Source organism: Telluria sp. ZB2R32 (assembly GCF_059685715.1).
Genome location: NZ_JCASIG010000008.1, coordinates 101,076 through 122,239, shown reverse-complemented (window position 1 = coordinate 122,239; position 21,164 = coordinate 101,076). Strand labels below are relative to the sequence as shown.

At 66.3% G+C, this 21,164-nt stretch carries 14 protein-coding genes and 4 tRNA genes; 7 read left to right on the top strand and 11 right to left on the bottom strand.

Features of this window, described 5'->3' with window-relative positions; genetic code table 11:
• Window positions 1–79: 79 nt before the first annotated feature.
• Window positions 80–589, top strand: a complete 510-nt coding sequence (locus AC56LG_RS21360) for a hypothetical protein (protein ID WP_497168048.1) — start codon at window positions 80–82, stop codon at window positions 587–589.
• A 103-nt stretch (window positions 590–692) separates the two neighbouring features.
• Window positions 693–1,997, top strand: a complete 1,305-nt coding sequence (locus AC56LG_RS21355; protein WP_497168047.1) for an NAD(P)/FAD-dependent oxidoreductase — start codon at window positions 693–695, stop codon at window positions 1,995–1,997.
• A 170-nt stretch (window positions 1,998–2,167) separates the two neighbouring features.
• Here AC56LG_RS21355 and AC56LG_RS21350 read toward each other — a convergent pair whose 3' ends face one another.
• The gene (locus tag AC56LG_RS21350) at window positions 2,168–2,884 is read right to left on the bottom strand and encodes a sensor histidine kinase (protein ID WP_497168046.1); all 717 of its coding nucleotides are present in this window, start codon (window positions 2,882–2,884) and stop codon (window positions 2,168–2,170) included.
• A 184-nt stretch (window positions 2,885–3,068) separates the two neighbouring features.
• Here AC56LG_RS21350 and AC56LG_RS21345 point away from each other — a divergent pair, with 184 nt between their 5' ends.
• Window positions 3,069–3,536, top strand: a complete 468-nt coding sequence (locus AC56LG_RS21345; protein ID WP_497168045.1) for a hemerythrin domain-containing protein — start codon at window positions 3,069–3,071, stop codon at window positions 3,534–3,536.
• Between the two features lie 68 nt (window positions 3,537–3,604).
• On the opposite strand, the gene AC56LG_RS21340 is transcribed toward AC56LG_RS21345, so the two are convergent.
• Window positions 3,605–5,233: an ATP-binding response regulator gene (locus AC56LG_RS21340; protein ID WP_497168044.1), complete on the bottom strand. Its 1,629-nt coding sequence runs from the start codon at window positions 5,231–5,233 to the stop codon at window positions 3,605–3,607.
• Window positions 5,234–5,493: 260 nt separating this feature from the next.
• Here AC56LG_RS21340 and AC56LG_RS21335 point away from each other — a divergent pair, with 260 nt between their 5' ends.
• Window positions 5,494–5,946, top strand: coding sequence for a hypothetical protein (locus AC56LG_RS21335; RefSeq protein WP_497168043.1), 453 nt, complete (start codon window positions 5,494–5,496; stop codon window positions 5,944–5,946).
• Window positions 5,947–6,210: 264 nt separating this feature from the next.
• Here the strand turns inward: AC56LG_RS21335 and AC56LG_RS21330 are convergent, their stop codons facing one another.
• From AC56LG_RS21330 to AC56LG_RS21315, 4 genes are all read right to left on the bottom strand, one after another.
• Window positions 6,211–7,203, bottom strand: a complete 993-nt coding sequence (locus AC56LG_RS21330; RefSeq protein ID WP_497168042.1) for a response regulator — start codon at window positions 7,201–7,203, stop codon at window positions 6,211–6,213.
• A 133-nt stretch (window positions 7,204–7,336) separates the two neighbouring features.
• Complete coding sequence (locus tag AC56LG_RS21325; RefSeq protein ID WP_497168041.1) at window positions 7,337–10,342, bottom strand: PAS domain-containing hybrid sensor histidine kinase/response regulator; 3,006 nt, start codon at window positions 10,340–10,342, stop codon at window positions 7,337–7,339.
• Between the two features lie 233 nt (window positions 10,343–10,575).
• Window positions 10,576–11,418 (bottom strand): response regulator, encoded by an 843-nt coding sequence (locus AC56LG_RS21320; RefSeq protein WP_497168040.1) that lies wholly within the window; start codon window positions 11,416–11,418, stop codon window positions 10,576–10,578.
• A gap of 160 nt (window positions 11,419–11,578) precedes the next feature.
• Complete coding sequence (locus AC56LG_RS21315; RefSeq protein WP_497168039.1) at window positions 11,579–12,157, bottom strand: 2-hydroxychromene-2-carboxylate isomerase; 579 nt, start codon at window positions 12,155–12,157, stop codon at window positions 11,579–11,581.
• A 384-nt stretch (window positions 12,158–12,541) separates the two neighbouring features.
• Between AC56LG_RS21315 and AC56LG_RS21310 the strand changes: the two genes are divergently transcribed.
• Together AC56LG_RS21310 and AC56LG_RS21305 are read left to right on the top strand one after the other, a co-directional pair.
• Window positions 12,542–13,180 carry a TOL_0243 family YfiR-like periplasmic protein gene (locus tag AC56LG_RS21310; RefSeq protein ID WP_497168038.1) on the top strand — a complete coding sequence of 213 codons (639 nt, stop codon included), beginning with the start codon at window positions 12,542–12,544 and terminating at the stop codon, window positions 13,178–13,180.
• Window positions 13,180–15,084, top strand: a complete 1,905-nt coding sequence (locus AC56LG_RS21305; protein ID WP_497168037.1) for a sensor histidine kinase, YfiR-like protein-associated — start codon at window positions 13,180–13,182, stop codon at window positions 15,082–15,084. Before AC56LG_RS21310 ends, AC56LG_RS21305 begins: the two co-directional genes overlap by 1 nt.
• A gap of 62 nt (window positions 15,085–15,146) precedes the next feature.
• Here the strand turns inward: AC56LG_RS21305 and AC56LG_RS21300 are convergent, their stop codons facing one another.
• From AC56LG_RS21300 to AC56LG_RS21280, 5 genes are all read right to left on the bottom strand, one after another.
• The gene (locus AC56LG_RS21300) at window positions 15,147–15,692 is read right to left on the bottom strand and encodes an FxDxF family PEP-CTERM protein (RefSeq protein WP_497168036.1); all 546 of its coding nucleotides are present in this window, start codon (window positions 15,690–15,692) and stop codon (window positions 15,147–15,149) included.
• 408 nt (window positions 15,693–16,100) lie between these two features.
• Window positions 16,101–16,177 (bottom strand) — tRNA-Arg (locus AC56LG_RS21295).
• Window positions 16,178–16,361: 184 nt separating this feature from the next.
• Window positions 16,362–16,438 (bottom strand) — tRNA-Arg (locus AC56LG_RS21290).
• Between the two features lie 322 nt (window positions 16,439–16,760).
• Window positions 16,761–16,837: transfer RNA gene (locus AC56LG_RS21285), tRNA-Arg, on the bottom strand.
• A gap of 151 nt (window positions 16,838–16,988) precedes the next feature.
• A tRNA-Arg gene (locus tag AC56LG_RS21280) sits at window positions 16,989–17,065 on the bottom strand.
• A 111-nt stretch (window positions 17,066–17,176) separates the two neighbouring features.
• Between AC56LG_RS21280 and AC56LG_RS21275 the strand changes: the two genes are divergently transcribed.
• Window positions 17,177–21,139 (top strand): sensor histidine kinase, encoded by a 3,963-nt coding sequence (locus AC56LG_RS21275; RefSeq protein ID WP_497168035.1) that lies wholly within the window; start codon window positions 17,177–17,179, stop codon window positions 21,137–21,139.
• Window positions 21,140–21,164: the final 25 nt, after the last annotated feature.

The window sequence follows — 21,164 nt, the reverse complement described above, 5'->3', positions numbered from 1 at the left end:
TGTAACGGTGTGTTGCAACCAACAAAGTTTCGACTTCACACTGATACAGTTCACGCAACATCGCACCGTGAGGACCACCATGACATCTCTGCTCCGTTCCCTCTTTCTTGGCGCCGCTCTCGCCGCTGCAGCCCTGCCGGCGCTGGCGCAAACCAACGTCAGCATCCGTGTCGGCCAGCCCGGCTTCTACGGCCGCCTGGACCTGGGCGACTTCGCCCCGGCGCCGGTCGTCTATACCCAGCGCCCCATCATCGTGCGCGAAGTACGCCACGTGCGCGCCCAACCGGTCTACCTGCGCGTGCCGCCCGGCCACCGCAAGAACTGGTCGCGTTATTGCGGCCGCTACGACGCCTGCGCGCGTCCGGTGATGTTCGTGCGCGACGACTGGTACACCAACACCTATGCGCCGCATTACCGCGCGCATCATCACGGTTACCGCGAGGTGCGCGAAGTCCACCACGTCGTTCATCACGATGACCGGCGCGGCCGCCACGGCCACCATGACCGTCACGACAGGCGCGACCGCCATGACAGGCACGACCGCCACGACAAGCACGGTCATGGCCACGGGCACGGCCGCGGACACTGATGCGGCACACGGCGGGCGGCGACGCGCTTTTCCCTGCGGGTGTACACTTTCCAGGTAGCCAATAACCGGCCTGAGCCGGCGGCATCTCGAATGGAGGGTGGCTTTGCAGAGCGAAATCGTGATCGTTGGTGGCGGGGCGGGCGGACTGGAACTGGCCTGCAAACTCGGGCGCAAGCTCGGTCCCTCGAAGGTGATGCTGGTCGACACACGGCTGTACCACATCTGGAAGCCGTCGCTGCACGAGGTGGCGGCCGGCACCCTCGACATCCACCAGGAGGGCCTCTCTTACCAGATGCTGGCCCACGATAACGGTTTCACCTTCGTCTACGGCCCCATGACGGCGCTCGACCATGCGGCCCGGCGCATCACGGTCGGCGCGGTGCGCGCCTCCGACGGCGAAGACGTGCTGCACGAACGCCGCATCGATTACGGTTCGTTGGTGATCGCGGTCGGCAGCACCTCGAATTACTTCGGCGTGCCCGGCGCGCGCGAAAACACGATTTCGCTGAACGCCACCGAAGACGCCGAACGCTTCCGCCTGCGCCTGCTGCGCCTGATGGCGGTGGCCGAGCAGGCGCGCGAGGAACGCAACGACGCCAACGCCGCGCTCGACGTCGTCATCATCGGCGGCGGCGCCACCGGCGTCGAGCTGGCGGCCGAACTGCGCGAAGCCTCCGGCGTGTACGCCACCTACGGTTTCTCGCGCCTGCAGGTCAAGCGCGACGTGCGCATCACGCTGCTCGAAGGCGCGCCGCGCATCCTGGCGCCGCTGCCCGAGCGGGTCTCCGCCGCGGCCCTGAAGCTGCTCGACGAGCGCGGCATCCGCGTCGTCAACAATTGCCGCGTCACCAGGATCGACGCGGACCGGGTGCTCGACAGCGACGGCAACGTCTACCCGGCCAGCCTGTGCGTGTGGGCGGCGGGCATCCGCGCGCCCGAATTCCTCGGCACGCTCGGGCTGCCGGTCACCAAGGGCGGCCAGATCGAGGTCGATCCGCAACTGCGGGTGCCCGGCGTGCCCGGCGTGTATGCGCTGGGCGATTGCGCCGCCTGCATCGACGCTTCCGGCAAGCCGGTACCGCCGCGCGCCCAGGCCGCGCACCAGCAGGCCGACTACCTGCTGAAACAATTCCTGCGCCGCGCCAAAGGCAAGCCGGTCGACGAGAAACCCTACCGTTACCGCGACTACGGCTCGCTGGTCTCGCTCGGCAAGACCACCAGCGTCGGCAGTTTGATGGGATCGCTCAGCGGCGCCAGCTGGTTCGTCGAAGGCATGATCGGGCGCGTGATGTACACGAGCTTGCACCTGATGCACCACCAGGCGGTGCTGGGGGCGATGCGTACCGGGGTGCTGGCGGTGGCGCGCTTCCTGATTCGCAGGACGACGCCGTTGGTCAAGTTGCACTGATCAGGGAGGGCGTTGCGGTGTGCGAACGCACGTCAACGCGTGGACGGAGTCCACCCTACGTTACACCACCGCCTCCGGCATCAATGACGAACCGCTGCGCACCGTAGGGTGGACTCCGTCCACGCGTTACGTGCCGTCGAACACCCGACGATCACCGCCCGCCACGAACCTCAACCGCCGTGATTACGCGGCAAAATCATGGTCAACGCGGCGCCACCGCCATCGGCGCCGGCCAAGGTTACATCACCCCCCAACGCGCGCGCCCGTTCGCGCAGCAAACGCAAGCCGTGGCAGCGCAGCGATTGCACCGGCGCCGACTGCGCCAGCCCGACGCCATCGTCGCGCACGGTCATCATCAATTGTTCGCCGTCGTCGTCGAGGATCACGTCGATCGTGGCCGCGCGCCCGTGTTGCAAGGCATTCTGCAAGCCTTCCTCGGCGCAACGCAGCAGCGCCACGCCCTGGGCGCGCGGATAGCCGTCGTCGTCGTCGGGCAGGCTGGCGCGCGCCGTGACGCCGTGCTGCTGGGCGAACTCGGCCACCAGTTCGGCCAGCGCCGCCTTGATGCCCAGGAATTCGAGCTTGTCGTTCCACAGCGTCAGCTGCACGGTGCGGTTGGTCTCGATGATGCCGTTCAAGAGCGTTTTCATCTGCTGCGCACGGTCGATCGCTTTCGGGTCGGTCAACCCTTTCGAGAGCAGGCCCAGGTGCATGGTGAGCGCCGTCATCGACGAACCGAGGCTGTCGTGCAGCTTGCGCGCCAGCAGGCGGCGCTCGTCGTCCCAGCAGTTCATCAGGTGGGCGACCAGCTCGGTCAGTGCGGCGGTGCGTTCGGCAACCAGCCGTTCCAGTTCCGGGTCGGGGTGTTGCGGGTCCGGTGCGGTCATCGTGGGCTCGGTTGAATGTTTCCCAAATCATACAACAGCTTCGTAGGGGAAGTGCGCACGGCGGCGCTACCGCGCCGCCTGCGTGCGCTGCCGAACGGTAGAGCACCCCGTTTCGGAGGATGCTGGAGGCCTGCACTTAATAAAACTATATTCTTTTAAACCGGACACTTTTCAGGGAGTTCCCATGCCGAACAATACGAATGCAGGCGTCGATGCCGTCGAACTGCTGACCCAACAGCACCGCGAAGTCGAAGAGATGTTCGAGCGCTTCGAGAACATGACCGACCGCGCCAAGGTCAGCAAGAAGAAGCTGGCCGACGAGATCTGCAAGGCACTGATCATGCACACCCAGATCGAGGAAGAGATCTTCTACCCGGCCACCCGCGAAGCGAGCGAAGACACCGAAGACATGGTCGATGAAGCCGTGGTCGAGCACGCCTCGGCGAAGGACCTGATCGCCCAGATCATGGAAATGGACCCGGGCGACGACCTGTACGATGCCAAGGTGAAGGTGCTGAGCGAAATGATCGAGCACCACGTCGAGGAAGAAGAGAAGGAAATGTTCCCGAAAACCCGCCAGCTGAAGCTCGACCTGAAGGCGCTGGGCGAGAAAATGAAGGCGCGCCAGCAGGAAATCGAAGCCACTCAATGAGCGAAGCGACGCAATAAGCGCTCGACACGCAGATGAAAAACGGCGCCGCGGCGCCGTTTTTTGTTGGCTTACTGTGCCGAGGTGCGCAGCGGCGCCGGCTCGCCCAGCGCACCCAGCAGTTGGGCGATGTCGACCGGTTTCACCAGGTGCATGTCGAAACCCGCTTCCAGCACGCGGCGCTGGTCGTCCGCCAGGCCGTAGCCGGTGAGGGCGATCAGGCGCATGGCGCTCGTTGCCGGATTGGCGCGCAGGCGCCGCGCCACCTCGTAGCCGTCGATGCCGGGCAGGCCGATGTCGACCAGGGCCACCTGCGGCAGGTGCGCCGTCGCCAGCGCCACGCCGTCGAGGCCGTCGCCGGACTGCAGCACCGGGTAGCCATACACGTCGAGCATGGTTGCCATCATCTCGCGGCCATCCTCGTTGTCTTCGATCAGCAGCACCGGCGGCTTGCCGGGTGCGGCCGCAGGCTGCGCGGCAGGGGCCGTGGCCTGGGCCTGCCCCGCGTCGGCGCGCGGCAGGCGGATGGTGAACGCGCTGCCTTCGCCGGCGCCGCTGCTGGCCGCGCCGACGCTGCCGCCGTGCAGTTCGACCAGGCGCCGCACCAGCGACAGGCCGATGCCCAGGCCGCCCTGGGCGCGGTCGAGGCTGATCGAACCCTGCACGAAGACGTCGAACACGTGCGGCAACAGGTCGGGCGCGATGCCCACGCCGGTATCGCGCACGCTGAGCAGAACCTCGTCGCCATCCTGGCCGATCGTGATGTCGATCGTGCCGCCGGCCGGCGTGTATTTCAGGGCGTTGTCGATCAGGTTGGTGGCGATCTGTTCGAGGCGGGTCGGATCGCCGTCGACCCAGTTCGGCGCCAGGTCGACGTTGATGCGGTAGCCGCCGGTACGGCCGGTGGCGCGGAAAGTGTCGAGGCAGGCGCCGACCAGGCTGGCCATGTCCACTGGCTTCCTGGCCAGCAGGATCTTGCCGGACATGGCGCGCGACAGGTCGAGCAGGTCGTCGACGATGCGCGAGAGGTGCTGGGTCTGGCGCTGGATGATCTGGCGCGCGCGGGTTGCCATTTCCACGTGGGCGCCGGGCATGTCGATCAGGGCGGCGGCGCTGGAAATGGCCGACAGCGGATTGCGCAGTTCGTGGCCGAGCATGGCCAGGAATTCGTCCTTGGCGTGGCTCTTGGCCTCGGCCGCCTGGCGGTCCTCGATCTCGCGCATCAGGCGCTCGTTGGTGCCGGTCAGTTCCTCGGTGCGCTGCGAGAGCTTTTCGGTCTGGCGCCGCAGCTGCTCGTTCTTGTTGGCCAGGGCGACGAACACCGACACCTTGGCGTGCAGGATCTGCGGGATCACCGGCGTGAACAGGAAGTCGGCGGCGCCGCGCTGGTAGGCTTTCAGGCGGTCGATCTCGTCGGCCAGGAAGGCGGTCACGAAAATGATCGGGATGTCGGCCGAGCGCGCGCGCTGGTGGATCGCTTCGGCGGTCTCGAAGCCGTCCATGCCGGGCATGTTGACGTCGAGGATGATCACGGCGAAGTCATGCAGCAGCACCTGGCGCAGCGCTTCCTGGCCGGAGCGCGCGGACAGGACTGTGTAGCCGGTCTCGTCGGCCCATTGATCGAGCAGGCTGGAAAGGGCGAGCAGGCTTGCCGCATCGTCGTTCACGACCAGAATTTTTGGTTTGTCGGTAGTTGGCACGTCGTTCCTGCTGCGTTCGTCGGAAAGGCCGAAATTTTCGCGGAATGAAAGAATAGCAGACCGCCTTTGTTTTCCAAAGTAAAGACACAATTGAAGCGCTGAAATGATAGCACGGCAATTTCTGGTAACTATCAGCAATCGTGCAGGGTGGTGCATGTTCGGCAGCGCACATACGAAAGCGGCGCCGGATGCGATAGTGGAACCGTGTCCGGTTCAACCATGTCGAACTTGAACAGGCTGCTTACTTGAGAGGACAAAAAATGAATATCGATACCATCGTTACCGAGCAGTACCGCGGCAAATCGCCGGTGGAACTGGTCGATGCACCCCTGACCGCCCTGCATGGGATTGGCGAAAAAGAAGCCCGCGCCTTGCAGGAAGCCTTCAACGTGACCACCATCGGCCAGCTGGCGCGCCACCAGGTCATCGCGAATGCCTTCGCCATCGAGATGATTGCCGCCCCCGGTTCGCTGTCGGCCTCGGAATCGGCCAAGGAAACCCTGCTCGACGAAGCCGTCGAGATGACCTTCCCGGCCAGCGACCCGATCTCGGTCGATTCGGGCATCACCCGCATCGAAGTCGCCCCGGAAAAGGTGGAAGCGGCGCGCGACCACCAGCATGCCCTGGGCATCGCCGCGCACAACGAAGAAGCGGGCGGGCAGACCAATGTCGGCAGCACGCAGACCGGGTCGAAGGATCTCGGCACCGCGTGATGTAAGCATTAGCCGGTGTTGCCCAGACGGCGCACGTATCCGCGGCAATGCGGGTATGTGCGCCGTTGCCGTTTGTGCGGCCGATAAACAACCGCCATAACGGTGGGCATGCCCACCCTGCGAAACCCGCGCACCGTAGGGTGGGCCGGGCCGCGCAAGGCATGCCCACCGGTACCTCCCACGACACACCGCACCGCCTCCGCAAGTCCGAACGTAAAAAAGCCCGGTTCGAACTGGAACCGGGCTTTCCTGGAAATAAACAAACTACCTGTGCGGCGCCAGCTCCGGCATCTGCTTGGCCGGCGCCTTGACCGCCGCCGCTTGCGGCTTGCTGCCGGTCGAGCAATAACGGTTCTTGCCCGCACGCTTGGCTTCGTACAGGGCGTAGTCGGCTATGCTGATCAGGGCGTCCACCGATTCGGCGTCGTCCGGATAGATGCTGATGCCGATCGAGGTCGACAAGCGCAACGTGAGGTCGTTGATGAAGAAGGGCTCGACCAGGGCGTCGACCAGCTTGGCGGCCGGGCCCTGGGCGTCGGCCAGGCTGTGGATGTCGCCCAGCACGATCATGAATTCGTCGCCGCCCAGGCGCGCGACGGTGTCTTCCTTGCGCGAGTTCGACAGCAGGCGCTGCGAGACCATCTTCAGGATCTCGTCGCCGTAGGCATGGCCATACGTGTCGTTGATCGCCTTGAAACCGTCCAGGTCAAGGTACATGATCGCGGCCTTGGCATGGCTGCGGTTGGCGTGCTGCAGGGCGGTTTCGATGCGGTCTTCCAGCAGGCGCCGGTTGGGCAAGCCGGTGAGGGCGTCGTGCAGGGCCAGCTCTTGCTGGGCTTTCGAATACTGGGCCAGCTCTTTATAGAGCAGGCGCACTTCGAGCATGTTGTGGATGCGCTTGTGCACTTCCAGCAGGTCGAACGGTTTGCTGATGAAGTCGCGCGCGCCAGCCTCGAGAGCGGCAATCTTGAAACTCGGCTGTGCGGTCAGGGCCAGCACCGGCAGGTAGCCGCCTTTTTCGATTTCCTTCAGGCTTTTCATGACCTGGAAACCGTTCAGGCCCGGCATTTGCAGGTCGAGCAGGATGAGATCGTAATTGTGCTCGCGGTGCAGCGGGCAGACCTGCTCCGGCTCCATGGTCGAGCTGACATTGCTGTAGCCTTCTTCACGCAATATCTCTTCCATCAACTCGATATTGTCGGGCGAATCGTCTACGACCAGGATCTTGGCGTTCAAAATTTCTTGTCTGCTCGGCATGCTTTGTCTCTTCGAAAGGTACTGGAAGGAAAATAATTTCGATAAGTCAATCCAACTTTCCCACTCCAAGTAGTCTAACAAACCCAAAAGAATTTCTTGTAGGACAGCGCCGCGTCCTACGGTAGGAACTTCATTAACGTTTTCTTACAACTGGGCGACGTACCAAGGAACCCACGGCCTCGATCAATTCGTTCGGCTCGACCGGCTTGGAGATATGCGAACTGAAGCCTGCCTCCAGCGCGCGCAGGCGGTCTTCGGAGCGGGCGAACGCGGTCAGCGCCACCGCCGGCAACAGGCCGCCGCGGTCGCGCGGCAGGGCGCGCACCCAGGACAACAGCTCGAAACCGTCGACTTCGGGCATGCCGAGGTCGCTGATCAGGAGGTCGGGCATGTCCGCCTGCAAAGCCTCGAAGGCGTCACGCGCGCTGGCGGCGATGCGCACCTTCGCGTGGCAATCGGTCAGGATGCGCAAGATCAGTTCGCGCGCATCGCGGTCGTCGTCGACCACCAGCACCGACACGCCGGACAGGTCGCGCAGGGTCAGGTCGGGCGCGGCCGGCGGCGGGCTGCCGAGGATCATGGCGCTGCGGCGTTCGGCGCGGGTCATGGCCTTGGCCAGCGGCAGTTCGAACGAGAAGCTCGATCCTTGCCCTTCGCCCGGACTTTCCGCGCGCACGGTGCCGCCGTGTTGCTCGATCAGGTGCTTGACGATCGCCAGGCCCAGGCCGAGCCCGCCGTGGCGGCGCGTCATCGAGGCGTCGGCCTGGCGGAAGCGTTCGAACACGTGGGTGATGAATTCGCGGCGGATGCCGCTGCCGGTGTCGTGCACCGTCACCACCACCGAGCCGTCGCCGCCTGCCAGTTCGACCGTGACCTGGCCGTCGCGCGGGGTGAACTTGATCGCGTTCGACAGCAGGTTCCACACCACCTGCTGCAGGCGCGCCGCGTCGCCCGCGACCATGCCGGGGTTGGGCTGGTAGCGCTTCTCGATGCGGATGTTCTTGGCGTCGGCTGCCGGGCGCACGGTTTCGATGGCGGCGTCGAGGAAACCTTCGGGCTTCAGGGTCTGCATGTCGAGCAGCACCTTGCCGGAGGTGATGCGGCTCATGTCGAGCAAGTCTTCGATCAGCTGCGCCTGGGCGCGCGCATTGCGCTCGATCGTTTGCAGGCCGCGCTGCAGGTCGGCTTCGTCCTTGCCGCCCCGGCGCAGCACTTGCGCCCAGCCGAGGATGGCCGAGAGCGGGGTACGCAGTTCGTGCGAGAGCGTGGCCAGGAACTCGTCCTTCATCTGGCTCGAACGTTCGGCCTCGGCGCGCGCCTCGCGTTCGCTTTCCAGCAAGACCTTGCGTTCTTCGGCGGCCTGCTGGGCCGCTTCGTAGAGCCGGGTGTTGTCGAGCGCGACCGCGGCCTGGGCCGCGATGCCGCGCACGATGCGTTCGGTGCGTTCGGTAAAAATGGCCGGTTCCGGGTGGCCGAAGAACATCGTCCCCAGCACTTCGCCCGAGCCGGCCGTGACCGGCACGGCCAGGTAGCTGCGCACCGTCGGCTGGCCCGACAGCAGGCTGAACTGCGTCGGGCTGGGGCCGAAGCGCGGATCGTCCATGATGTCGTCCAGGCGCACCAGGCCGGCGCCGCGGAAACTCGGTCCGAACAGGGCGCTGGCCTGCGGTTCGCCGAAGCTCCGGAATTCGTTGGCGGTGCCGCCGGAGAGCGTGTACAGGGAGAACTTGGGCCCTTCGCTTTCCTTGTCATGATAAAAGAAGGCGCCGAAGCGGGCGCCGGCGATGCCGCTGGCGGCGTCGGTGGCCACCTGCAGCAGCGAGCGCAGGTCGCGCGTGGAAGCGAGCGCGCTGCCGGTGTTGTTGAGCAGTTCGAGCACTTTCGATTCTTCGCGCAGCGCCTGCTCGACGCGCTTGACCTGGTCGACGTCGGTATTCGTGCCGAACCAGCGCACCACCTTGCCGTGGCGGTCGCGCACGGCGTTGACGCGCGTGAGGAACCAGCGGTAGTGGCCGTCGGCGCCGCGGATCGGGTATTCCATCTCGAACGGCTCGCCGCTCCGGATGGAGGCGCGCCAGTGTTCCAGCATGGCGGGCAGGGCGTCGGGTTCGATCGTGTCTTGCCAGCCCCAGCCTGTGGCGTTTTCCGGGGTGGTGCCGCTGTACTCGTACCAGCGCTCGTTGAACCAGACGATGGCGCCGTCGGCGCGCGCCATCCAGGCCAGTTGCGGAATCGTGTTGGCCAGCGCCCGCAAGACCTCTTCGCTCTGGCGCAGGCTGTCTTCGGCGCTCTTGCGCGAGGTGATGTCCTGCACCACGCCGGTCATGCCGGTGACGCTGCCGGGCAGGGCGGGGTTGGCCACGTCGGCGCGGCCGACCAGGGCGATCCAGCGCGCCGGGCCGCCGTCGGGCAACAGCCGGCATTCGATGTTCAGGTCGGTCTGGGTGGCAAAGGCGTGCATGACTTCGCGGCGCACGACTTCGCGGTCCGGCTCGTCCAGGCGCGCGCGCAGTTCGGCCCAGGCGTGCGGCGTTTCAGGATCGAGCCCGAGGATGCCGGCGGCGCGTTCGCCCAGGCTGACGCGGTCGCTGGCGGCGTCCCAGCGCCAGTCGCCGAGGCGCCCGGCGGCCAGCGCCACCTGCAACCGGCTGTTGCCGTCGATCAGCGCTTGCTGGTCGGCGCGGCGCCGCGTGATGTCGTGGAAATACAGGGTCAGCCCATCCGGCGACGGGTACATGCGCGCTTCCAGCCAGATCGCCAGGCGCGGATAGAAGAATTCGCGGCTGCCGGTCTGGCGCGAACGCATCGCGCGTTCCAGTTCGATGGCCAGGTTGGTGCCGCCGAGTTCCTCGAATTCTTCCCACAGGCGCTTGCCGACCAGGCCTTCGCGCGACTTGTTCAGCGGCGCCAGCAGTTGCAGGGCGCGCCCGTTGACGTAGGTGATGCGCCACTCGAAGTCGACCGCGCAAAAGGCGTCGGTCAGGCTCTCCAGCATGTTTTCGGTGCGCTCGTTGGCCTGGCGCAGCGCTTCCTTCGCGGCCGCCAGCTCGGCCTCGGCCTGCTGGCGCGCGGCGAGCACGGTCGTGGCGTTGCGCAGCGCCGCCGCGCGCATCAGTTCGAGGTCGTCGCGGTCGCTCATGCGCTGCCTCCGGCAACCGGCATGCCCGCGGCAACGGCGCGGCGGGAACGGCAAGGGAAGGTTCTAGTGGCAGGCATGAAGAGAGCAAGGATTCGGCTGGAACGGGTATTCGGCTGGACGGCGGTGCGGGTTCTGCGGGCGCAGGTGTGGGCGTACGTATGTACGTAACGCGGCGCCGCTTCCGGCCATTTTAGCCCGGCCGGGCGGTTTGCCTGCACACGCCTGGGCGCCACTCAGGCGCCCGCCCGTAATGCACTGCTCGCTTGCCCGAGCGCATCTTGCAGCTGATCGAGTTCGTAGGGCTTTTGCAGCGACTGGTAAGGGAAGTCCAGGTGGCGCAGCAGCATGTCGCCATAGCCGGACGCAAAGATCACTTTCAGGTGCGGATAGCGCTGCAGCGCCAGGCGCGCCAGGTCGACGCCGGACATGCCGGGCAGGCTGACGTCGGTAAACAGCACGTGGTAATGGCGCACGGCCAGGTGCGCCAGTGCGTCGTCCGGATGCGCCACGCCGTCGGCTTCGTAACCGAAGGCCTTGAGCATCTCGCACACCAGGTATTGCGAATCGAGATTGTCCTCGACCACCAGGATGCTCAAGGTGCCCGGCTCCTCGGCCGGTTGCGCCTGCGCCGCCTCGGTGGCCTCGGTTGCTGGGACGAGGGCGCACAGCACGCCGCCGCCCAATGGCGTGAGGTAAAGGTCGAAGCGCGCCGCCTCGCCGCCGAAGTCCAGCTGCGCCGCGCGCACGCAGGCCGGTTCGCCGCGCCGCGCCGCCGCCAGCGCCTCGCCTGCCGCCGCGAACGGCGGCGGCAGCACCACCGGCACCGCGCCGCCCGGCACGCGCGCCTGACCGGGACCGGCCAGCGCTCCATAGGCTTCGTTGCACAGCACCACTTGCCGCTCGCCCCAGGCCAGCAGCATCGGCAGCGGCGTGTTGAACATCAGGTCGGCGGCCGTGCGCAGTGGCTGCGGCCAATGCGCGGGATCGCCGAGCGCACTGGCGCTCCAGTCGTAGGAAGAAGCGATGCGAGGGTCGATACTAGCGGCGAACGACGCCGGGTTACCGGAAGCGGACATGGGAGACGGCCTGTTGTATATTCAAAAACATGGCCGAATCGTACACTAAATGGTCGCTACTTGTCGGCATGGTGAAGCGCGGCATGCAAAGCGCGCGCCCGCATCCTCAGGCGCCGCCGGCTGTCGCGCAGGCAAGCGCATCCTCAAGGCGGTCGTTTCCTCAAAACATCTCGTCGTCGACGAAGAAAGTGGGCGCGCCAAAGATGCCGCGCGCGGCGGCCGCCTCGGTATGCGCGCGCAGGCGCCCCTTGTTCGCGGGTGCGAGCGCCGCGGCCAGCACGGCCTCGGGATCGGCCACCAGCCCGGCCAACGCTTCGCGCACGGGCGCCGGATCGTCGATCTCGTGGTCCTGCACCCAGTTCTGGTGCATCACGCGGCGGCAGAATTCGCCGATCCAGGCTGTGTCGATTCCCACGGTGGCCACGCGCATCGGCAAGATCGCGCTGCGCGGAAAAGCGCTCGGGCGGCGCCAGGGCAGGCCGTATTTGGCCGCCTGGCGTTCCGCTTGAAGTTCCATACAGCGCCACATGTAACGTCCTTTGGCGGCCTGCAGCACGAAAGGAGAAGTGTTCCAGCCGAGTTCGCGAAAGATCGGGCCCAGCAGGAAAGGGCGCCACAGTACGGTGACGCCGGCGTCCCGCGCCAGCGCCTCGAACCGTAGCGCCGCCAGGTAACTGTAGTTGCTGCCGAACTCGCACCAGAATTCGATGGAACGGGGACTCGCTGCGGTGGGTGTCACAATAGTTTCTCGTGATGCGCGGACGCCGAGCCATCCCATGATGGCAAGGCTACCGTCGCGGCAGTGCAAAAAAAAAGCCCGCTCTGGGAGCGGGCTGAATCTATTCCCTAGGAAGAAAATAGAGGAGACAGAAGAATTATGCTGCAATGCAATAACGAAAGCCAATTGAGATTCCTGATGAGCGTGATTAACAATCCTAATGAGCCTTGCCGGTTTGCTGCACGAGCCTGACTTGTATAGGCCAGCTGCCTATGCGATGTAAATGTGCACGAGGTGTTCGCGCTCGCTTGGTGCATTTGAGAAAATGTTTTACCATGCGGGATGTCACGACACAATTCATGGCCCATCCCGCATGAGCGCGACCTGCACATTTAACCCCGGCCAATGACCCGACACCGCTTTTTCCGCACCTCGCAGCAGTCTTCCTCCGCGCGCTCGCGCCGGCGTGTCGTCGGCTGGGCGTTGGCTTGCGCCGCGGCCGTGTTCGCGGGTGGCGTGCTGCCGATGATGCCGGCCGTCGCCCAGGGCGGGAGCAGCGAGGCGCTCGAGCGCCGCGTCAAGGCCGCCTTTCTCTACAAGTTTCTCGGCTATGCCGACTTTCCCGCCGCCGCGTTCGCCGACAGCGGTTCGCCCTTGACGATCGGCGTGATCGGTTCCGACGACATGGCGGCCGAGCTGGCGCGCGTGGTGGCCGGGCGCCAGGTGCGCGGCCGCGCGATCGTGGTGCGCACGCTGCGCGAAAACGAGCCGGCTCCGGTCCACCTGCTGTTCGTAGGCGGCGCCGACAATGCGCGCGCCGCGCGGGTGCTGCGCGGGGCAGGGGGCGCAGGGGCGGCACCGGCGGCCCTGCTGACGGTCACCGAGTGCGATCTCGGACTGCAGAGCGGCAGCGTCATCAATTTCAGGATTATCGAGGAGCGGGTGCGGTTCGACGTCTCGCTCGACTCGGCAGAGAGGAATAACGTGAAACTCAGTTCGCGCCTGCTTACGGTCGCCAACCGCGTCGTCAAGGGAAACAGCTGATGCAATCGAGCCAGTATTCGCACGGCGCCGGTTCCGTCCGCAGCAAACTGATCAAGATGGCGGTTTTCACCACGCTGGCGGCATTGCTGTCGGCCTCGATCGCCATGCTGCTGCTCGACCTGCGCACCTTCCAGCGCCTCTGGGTCGACGACCTGACCACGCAAGCCGACATCATGGCCAGCGTCACGGCGCCGGCGCTCGCCTTCAACGACGCCGCGACGGCCCAGCAGCAGCTGTCGGTGCTGCGTGCGCGTCCGCAAATCCTGGCCGGCGCGGTGTACGCGAATACCGGCGCGCGCTTCGCCACCTATGCCAAGGCGGGCAGTGCGCAGGCGCTGCCGCCGCGCCCGCAGGCGGCCGGCTACCGCATCGAACGCGGCGAACTCGAGGTCTGGCACAACATCGTCGAGAACGGCGAGCCGGTCGGCACGCTGTTCCTGCGCTCGCGCTACGGCCTGGTCGAGCGCCTGCTCAACTATGGCGCCATCCTCGGCGGCGTGATGCTGGGCGCGCTGGTGATCGCTGCCCTGGTCGCTTCGCGCCTGCAGGCGGCGATTACCCGTCCGCTCGAAGCGGTGACCAACGTGGCGCGCCAGGTGATGCAACAGCGCGACTTCACGCTGCGCGTGCCCGGCAATAACAGCGGCGAGATCGGCGTCCTGGTCGAAGCCTTCAACGACATGCTGGCCGAGATCGGGCGCCGCGCCGACGCACTGCAGGCGGCGAATCGCACGCTCGAACACGAAATGGACGTGCGCCAGAAGGCCGAGGACGCCCTGATCGTGGCCGACCGCCGCAAGGACGAATTCCTGGCGACCTTGGCGCACGAGCTGCGCAATCCGCTGGCGCCGATCCGCACCGGCCTCGACATCCTGCGTATCCGCAGCGGCGACGCCCAGGCCACCCAGCGCGCGACCGACATCATGGAACGCCAGCTGCGCCAGATGGTGCGCCTGGTGGACGACCTGCTCGACGTCTCGCGCATCAATACCGGCAAGTTCGCGATCAAGATGGGCCGCGTCGAACTGAAGGCGGTCGTCAACGACGCGCTGGAGGTGGTGCGTTCGTACATCGAGCTGCACGGCCACGAACTGGCGCTCGACCTGCCGGACCGTCCCGTGTTCCTGCACGGCGACGCCACGCGCCTGGCGCAGATCCTGTCGAACCTGCTCAACAACGCGGCCAAGTACACCAACCGCGGCGGACGCGTGACGCTGTCGGGCCACGTCGAGGACAAGACGCTGGTGCTGGAAGTGGCCGACACCGGCATCGGCCTCGCGCCCGACATGCTCGATTCGGTGTTCGACATGTTCGTGCAGGTCGATTCGACGCTCGAGCGCACCAACGCCGGCCTCGGCGTGGGCCTGTCGCTGGCGCGCAAGCTGGTCGAACTGCACGGCGGCACGATCGCCGCCAGCAGCGAGGGCCTGGGCCGCGGCAGCCGCTTCACCGTGCGCCTGCCGATCGTGGTTGAGCCGGAACTGCCGACCAAGCCGACCCCGGCCGCTTTCATCAGCACCGAGACCTACCGCATCCTGCTGGCCGACGACAACGTCGACTTCGTCAACAGCATCGGCGCGCTGCTGACCGCCATGGGCCACAGCGTCGTCATCACCCACAACGGCGCCGACGCGCTGGCGGCGGCGGCGCGCTTCTGCCCGGACTATGCCTTCCTCGACATCGGCCTGCCGCAGATGTCGGGCTACGACCTGGCGCGCGGCATCCGCAAGCTGACCTGCGGCCCGATGACGACCCTGATCGCAGTGACCGGCTGGGGCCAGGAAAAGGACCGCCAGCTCGCCTTCGAGGCCGGTTTCGACCACCATATGGTGAAACCGGTGCGCTTCGAGCAGATCGAGGAAATTCTCGGCAACCGCAGCATCATCAAGAAGCTGCGTACGTAACAGGACGAAAAGGTACGGCGCAGCTTGCGCTGCGCCGTACCGCACACCGCACTCCCTGACGCTCAGTCGCGTCTGGCCTTGCGGCGCCGTGCCAGGAAGCCCAGGATGCCCAGGCCGCCCAGCATCATGCCGTAGGCGCCGGGCTCCGGCACCGGCATGAGCATCATCGCCCCGCCGAAGGAGGCGCCGTCGTCGGACACCACCGTACCGTTGACGCGCAGGTAGTAATCCCCCGCACTCAGGTTGCCCCCGGCGACCGTCCACACGTCGGTCGCGCCGCTCTCCAGCGACGTCCCTTCGCTCAGCAAGGTGTCGGTGCCGTCGAACAGCCAGATGCCGGTGATGTCGAGGCCGGCGTCGGCCGTCCGGCTGACCGAAGCGACGATGGCATCGAGGTTCTGGCCGACGGTGCCGGTCACGCTGAAGGTGAAGCGGTCGGCGAAGGTGTTGCCGCTGTTGCCGGCGTCGAAGCTGTCGCCGAAAAAGGCCGAACCGTCGATCAGTTCGAGGGCTTGTGGCGGGCTGCTGATGTCCGTCTGCGCCCATGCGGCCGGGGCAGCGAACGACGCGCTCGCCAATACCGTTGCAGCAATTAACGATGTTTTCATAACGTCCTCTCGCGAAATCAGCCGCGTCCTGCGGCCGGGTTATGGCAATCGGGGACTTCATGCTAGCAAAGGGAAGAGGTAACGCATGCCGTTTGCAAGAGGTGTGACGCTACGGCGACAGTCGATTCCGTTTGGAAATCTGCACGCTGGCGCTCCCGAAACCCCTGTTTCTCATAGGAGGCGAATTTTGAGGCAATTGTTGAGTGGAAAACGCAGCGACGTTGCTCAGGTAACGTGGGCCTGGTCCTACATCGAGCGGGGTGATCTTCCTGTGCTGAGCTAAGCCTCGTTTAAGACTCGGAAGATGCGCGTGCCGGTTGGGTACGCTGGCAAGAAGGGGAGTGTGGAAAAGCGAAGCGGAAAAGACAAATGGCTCAGAATCTCTTCTGAGCCATTTCCTTGAAACTGTGGTGCGGCTGGCAGGAATCGAACCCACGACCCCTTGGTTCGTAGCCAAGTACTCTATCCAGCTGAGCTACAGCCGCCCGAAGCACGCATTATAGCGGGACATTGGCAAAATGGGAAGTGTCCTCTTGGCGCTTGCAAAAGACCGCCAAGGTGGGCGGCCCGGCCCGCTACGTGCACTTCGTTATCGCCTGCGCCGCCACGCGTTCAAACCGACCGCACAAACGAAAAAGGCCAGATCTCGTGATCTGGCCTTCATATTCGTGGTGCGGCTGGCAGGAATCGAACCCACGACCCCTTGGTTCGTAGCCAAGTACTCTATCCAGCTGAGCTACAGCCGCCCGAGGCACGCATTATAGCGGGGCATCCGCGAAATGGGAAGGGCTCGCTTGGCGCTTGCAAAGAAACCTGTAGGGTGGGCGGCGCAAGTGTCTACGTGAGTCATGCAGCAACATGGAGCCGCCCACCCTACGAGGTTGTGAAAAAATCGCCATGGCGGCGTTGCGCCGCCTTGCCGTACCCACGTACTGTCTTCGGCGGCGCGCCGGGCGGCCGTATCCCTTGCCCTGACGAATTTTTCACAACCTCTACGGTCATCCGGCAGGTGCAAACCGGACGCGCAAACGAAAAAGGCCAGATCTCGCGATCTGGCCTTCGTATTCGTGGTGCGGCTGGCAGGAATCGAACCCACGACCCCTTGGTTCGTAGCCAAGTACTCTATCCAGCTGAGCTACAGCCGCCCGAAGCACGCATTATAGCGGCGCATCGGCAAAATGGGAAGGGCCGGCTTGGCGTTTGCAAAAACGTGGCATGGGCACTTGCGCGCTTCCTGCACGAACCGGCGGCGCAAACGAAAAAGGCCAGATCTCGCGATCTGGCCTTCGTATTTCGTGGTGCGGCTGGCAGGAATCGAACCCACGACCCCTTGGTTCGTAGCCAAGTACTCTATCCAGCTGAGCTACAGCCGCCCGTGAGACGCATTATAGCAGCGGCGTCGGCATTGCGGAAGTCTTAATTTATTTCAACTCTTTGGGAAGCTCTGGTAGATTACCCATTCCGAATCCGATACCTTGGAGACTATGCTGGGCAATATCTTGCGCGCGGGTTTGTTGCTCGCGCTGGCGTTGGCGGGCAGCGCCGGCGCCGCCGGGTTCGACCCGCAACAGGGCAGCGGGCGCAACCTGCGCTTCGAACGCGTATCGGTCGAACACGGCCTGTCGCAGGAATCGGTCCTGAACATCCTGCAGGACCGCCAGGGTTTCATGTGGTTCGGTACCCAGTCCGGCCTGAACCGCTACGACGGCTACAAGATGACCGTCTACCGCACCGACCCGCAAGACCCCGATTCGCTTCCCGACGGCTTCATCAACGCCTCTTTCGAGGATGCCGAAGGGCGCCTGTGGTTCGGCACCAAGGGCGGCCTGGCGCGTTTCGACGCGGCGGCCGGCAAGTTCGTGCGCTATGCGCTGGCCGACGCCGGCACGCCCGCCAGCGGCAACCGCAGCGTCAACGCCATCGCCGCCGACCGCAAGGGCTCGCTGTGGCTGGGCACCAGCGACGGCCTGAAACGCTTCGATCCGGACAGCGGCGCCTTTACCACGATCCGCCATCGTGGCCACGACGGCGTCCTCGGAGGCGACGTGGTCAGCGCGCTCGCCTTCGACCGGGACGGTGCGCTCTGGATCGGCACGGCGCGCGGGGTGGGCCGCCTCGCGCCCGGCGCCGCCCAGATGGAACACTTCGCGCCGCTCGATGCCGACCCGCGCCGCGCGCGCGTCAATGCGCTCTCGGTGGGGCCGCACGGGGCGGGTTCGAGCGACACGCTCTGGGTCGGCACCGACGCCGGACTGGAAGCCTGGGACCTCGCGCAGGCCACCCCGCAGCGGCGCGCGCTCGCCGCGCACGAGGGCGTCGGCGACACGCGCGTGGCGGCGCTCTATCACGATGCCGGCGGCGCGCTCTGGGTCGGTACCGACCTCGATGGCGTAAAGCGGCGCGATCGCGACGGCGGCCGGTTCGTCTCCTACCGCAACCGGCCGCTCGATCCGCACAGCCTGTCCGATAACCAGGTGAGCGCGATCCGGATCGACCGCAGCGGCACGCTCTGGGTCGGCACGCGGGTGCGCGGCGTGTCGCGCACCGACCTGGCCAGCGGCGGCTTCTCGAATTTCAGCTTCCGTCCCGACGGCGGCTACCGGATCGGATTCGAAAAGGCGCGCGACGTCGCCGTGCGCGCCGACGGCAAGGTCTGGATCGGCACCACCGGCGGCGGCCTGGTGCTGCTCGACCCGGAAAGCGGGGCCACCGCGCAGCTGCGCCACCAGCCCGGACGCGCCGATTCCCTTCCGAGCGACGTCGTGCACAGCCTGTCGATCGTCGGCGAGCGCCTGTATGTCGGCAGCGCCGGGGCGCTGGCCTGGAGCGACGTGCACGGCGGGCCCTTCCACCCGGTCGTGCTGCCGAACCTCGGCACGGCCACGGTGCAGGACGTGCAGCGCACGCGCGACGGCACCCTGTGGGCGGTGACGCGCGCCGGCCTGTACCAGCTGGGTGACGACTTGCGCGTGCTGCAGAGCTGGCGCCATGACCCGCGCAATCCGGCCGGCATCGGCGACAACACCCTGTTCCAGATGGTCGAGGATGCGCAAGGCATGCTCTGGATCGGCACCGACAATGGCCTCGACCGCTTCGACCGCCGCAGCGGCGTCTTCACCCACTACCGCCACGACCCGCGCGACCCCGGCAGCCTGCGCCACAACCGCGTCTACGCCGTCACCGTGACCGGGAGCGGCCAGGTCTGGGTCGGCACCGCCGGCGGCCTGCACCTGATCGAGCGCGACGGCGCGGGCCGGGCCGTCTTCCGCCTGGTGCGGCTGCGCGACGCGCCCGAGCCGTTGCCGATCGGCGCCGTGCTCGAAGACGCCCGCGGTCGCCTGTGGGCCAGCATGACCGACGGCATCAGCCGCTACGACCCGGCCAGGGGCCAGTACAAGCACTACACGGCCAAGGATGGCCTGAACGAAGGCACCTTCTACGTCGGCTCGAGCGCGCGCGGGCCGGACGGCCAGCTGCATTTCGGCGGCGTCAACGGACTGGTCTCGTTCATGCCCGATGCGATCCGCGACAACCCCTATCCGCCGGTGGTGCAGCTCACCGATTTCCTGGTCTTTAACAAGTCGCAGCGCTTGAGCACGGCGATCGACCGCACCCGCGAGATCACGCTGACCCAGCGCGAATCGGTGTTCTCGTTCGAGTTCGCCGGCCTGCACTACGCCGCGCCCGGCAGCAACCGCTATGCCTACCGGCTCGAGGGTTTCGACAAGGGTTGGGTCGACACCGACGCCGCCCGGCGCTTCGCCACCTATACCAACCTCGATCCGGGCACCTACGTGTTCCGGGTCCGGGCCAGCAACAAGGACGGCGTCTGGAGCGACGTGCCGGCGGCCGTGACGGTGACGATCACGCCGCCCTGGTGGGAGAGCTGGTGGTTCCGCCTGCTGGCGCTGGCGCTTGGCGCCGCGCTGCTGGCCGCCGGCTACCGCATGCGCATCCGCGCGCTGACCCAGCAAAAGGAGATGCTCGAGCGCGAAGTGACGGCGCGCACGGGCGAATTGATGCTGCAGAAGGACGCGGCCGAACTGCGCAAGCGCGAGGCCGAGGAACAGGAACTGGCGGCCGACAGCGCGCGCCGCAACATCGCGCTGCTGTCCGACATCGGCCGGCGCCTGACCGCCAACCTCGACACCGAGGCGATCATGGCCACGCTCTACGAACACGTGCAGGTGCTGATGGAGGCGCCCGTGTTCGCGGTGGCGGTGGCGCGGCCGGACGGCGCGCTGTTCGACTTCGCGTATGCGGTGGTCGACGGGCGCCGCTGCCCCAGCGTGCAGGGCGGCCGGCGCATAGGGGAAGTCGAACAGCGCCAGCTGGCCGCGTGGTGCATCGAACACGGGCGCGAAGTGTTCATCAACGAGCTGGCGCAGGATGCCGCGCGCTACCTGCCGGGCGCCGATCCGCAGGAAGTGGCGGCGCATGCGCTGCCGTGCGCGCCCGAGCCAGGGTTCGACATTCGCCTGCCGCAGTCTTTCCTGTACGTCCCGGTCGCGGTCGGCCAGCGCGTGCTGGGCGCGCTCGGCGTGCAGAGCTTCGCGCCGCGCGCCTACCAGCGCGTGCACCTGGACATGCTGCGCACGCTGGCGGCCTACGTCGCCGTCGCGCTCGACAATGCCCAGGCCTACCGCCAGTTGAAGGACGTGCAGGGCCAGCTTGCGGCGCAGGAAAAGCTCGCCTCGCTCGGCTCGCTCGTGGCCGGCGTCGCGCACGAACTGAACACCCCGATCGGCAACAGCCTGCTGATGGCCAGCACCCTGCATGAAAAGACGCTGCACATCATGCAGGCGCTCGACAGCGCGGCGCTGCGCCGTTCGGAGCTGCAAGGCTACATGGACGCCGCCGGCGAAGCCTCGCAGCTGATCGTGCGCAGCCTGCACCAGGCCGCCGACCTGGTGAACAGCTTCCGCCAGGTCTCGGTCGACCAGGCCAGCGCCCAGCGGCGCCGCTTCGACCTGGCCCAGGCCTGCCAGGAAATCCTTGCCACCCTGATGAACAAGGTGCGCCTGGCCGGCCATACCCTGACGCTGGAGGTGCCGGCCGGGATCGTCATGGACAGCTATCCGGGGCCGCTGGGCCAGGTGCTGATCAATTTCGTCAACAACGCGCTGCTGCACGCCTTCGATGGACCGGGCGGCAACATGCGCCTGTCGGCCGAGCCCATCGACCGGCACTGGGTGCGCATCGTGTTCGCCGACGACGGCCGCGGCATCGCGCGCGAGCACTTGCCGCGCGTGTTCGATCCCTTCTTCACCACGCGCATGGGGCAGGGCGGTACCGGTCTCGGACTGAACATCGCCCACACCATCGCCACCTCGCTGATGAAGGGCGCGATCCGGGTCGAGGGCGCGCCCGGCGGCGGCACCGTCTTCATCCTGGAACTGCCCTTGCGGGTGGCGGAGGCACGGGCGCCGGCGTCGGCTGCCGTTTGATGTCGGTATGACACCGGGCCTGTGA

Coding starts and splice junctions, on each gene's coding strand:
- AC56LG_RS21360 (WP_497168048.1), top strand. CDS start 80: ATGACATCTCTGCTCCGTTCCCTCTTTCTTGGCGCCGCTCTCGCCGCT.
- AC56LG_RS21310 (WP_497168038.1), top strand. CDS start 12,542: ATGACCCGACACCGCTTTTTCCGCACCTCGCAGCAGTCTTCCTCCGCG.
- AC56LG_RS21335 (WP_497168043.1), top strand. CDS start 5,494: ATGAATATCGATACCATCGTTACCGAGCAGTACCGCGGCAAATCGCCG.
- AC56LG_RS21330 (WP_497168042.1), bottom strand. CDS start 7,203: ATGCCGAGCAGACAAGAAATTTTGAACGCCAAGATCCTGGTCGTAGAC.
- AC56LG_RS21345 (WP_497168045.1), top strand. CDS start 3,069: ATGCCGAACAATACGAATGCAGGCGTCGATGCCGTCGAACTGCTGACC.
- AC56LG_RS21275 (WP_497168035.1), top strand. CDS start 17,177: ATGCTGGGCAATATCTTGCGCGCGGGTTTGTTGCTCGCGCTGGCGTTG.
- AC56LG_RS21300 (WP_497168036.1), bottom strand. CDS start 15,692: ATGAAAACATCGTTAATTGCTGCAACGGTATTGGCGAGCGCGTCGTTC.
- AC56LG_RS21320 (WP_497168040.1), bottom strand. CDS start 11,418: ATGTCCGCTTCCGGTAACCCGGCGTCGTTCGCCGCTAGTATCGACCCT.
- AC56LG_RS21325 (WP_497168041.1), bottom strand. CDS start 10,342: ATGAGCGACCGCGACGACCTCGAACTGATGCGCGCGGCGGCGCTGCGC.
- AC56LG_RS21350 (WP_497168046.1), bottom strand. CDS start 2,884: ATGACCGCACCGGACCCGCAACACCCCGACCCGGAACTGGAACGGCTG.
- AC56LG_RS21305 (WP_497168037.1), top strand. CDS start 13,180: ATGCAATCGAGCCAGTATTCGCACGGCGCCGGTTCCGTCCGCAGCAAA.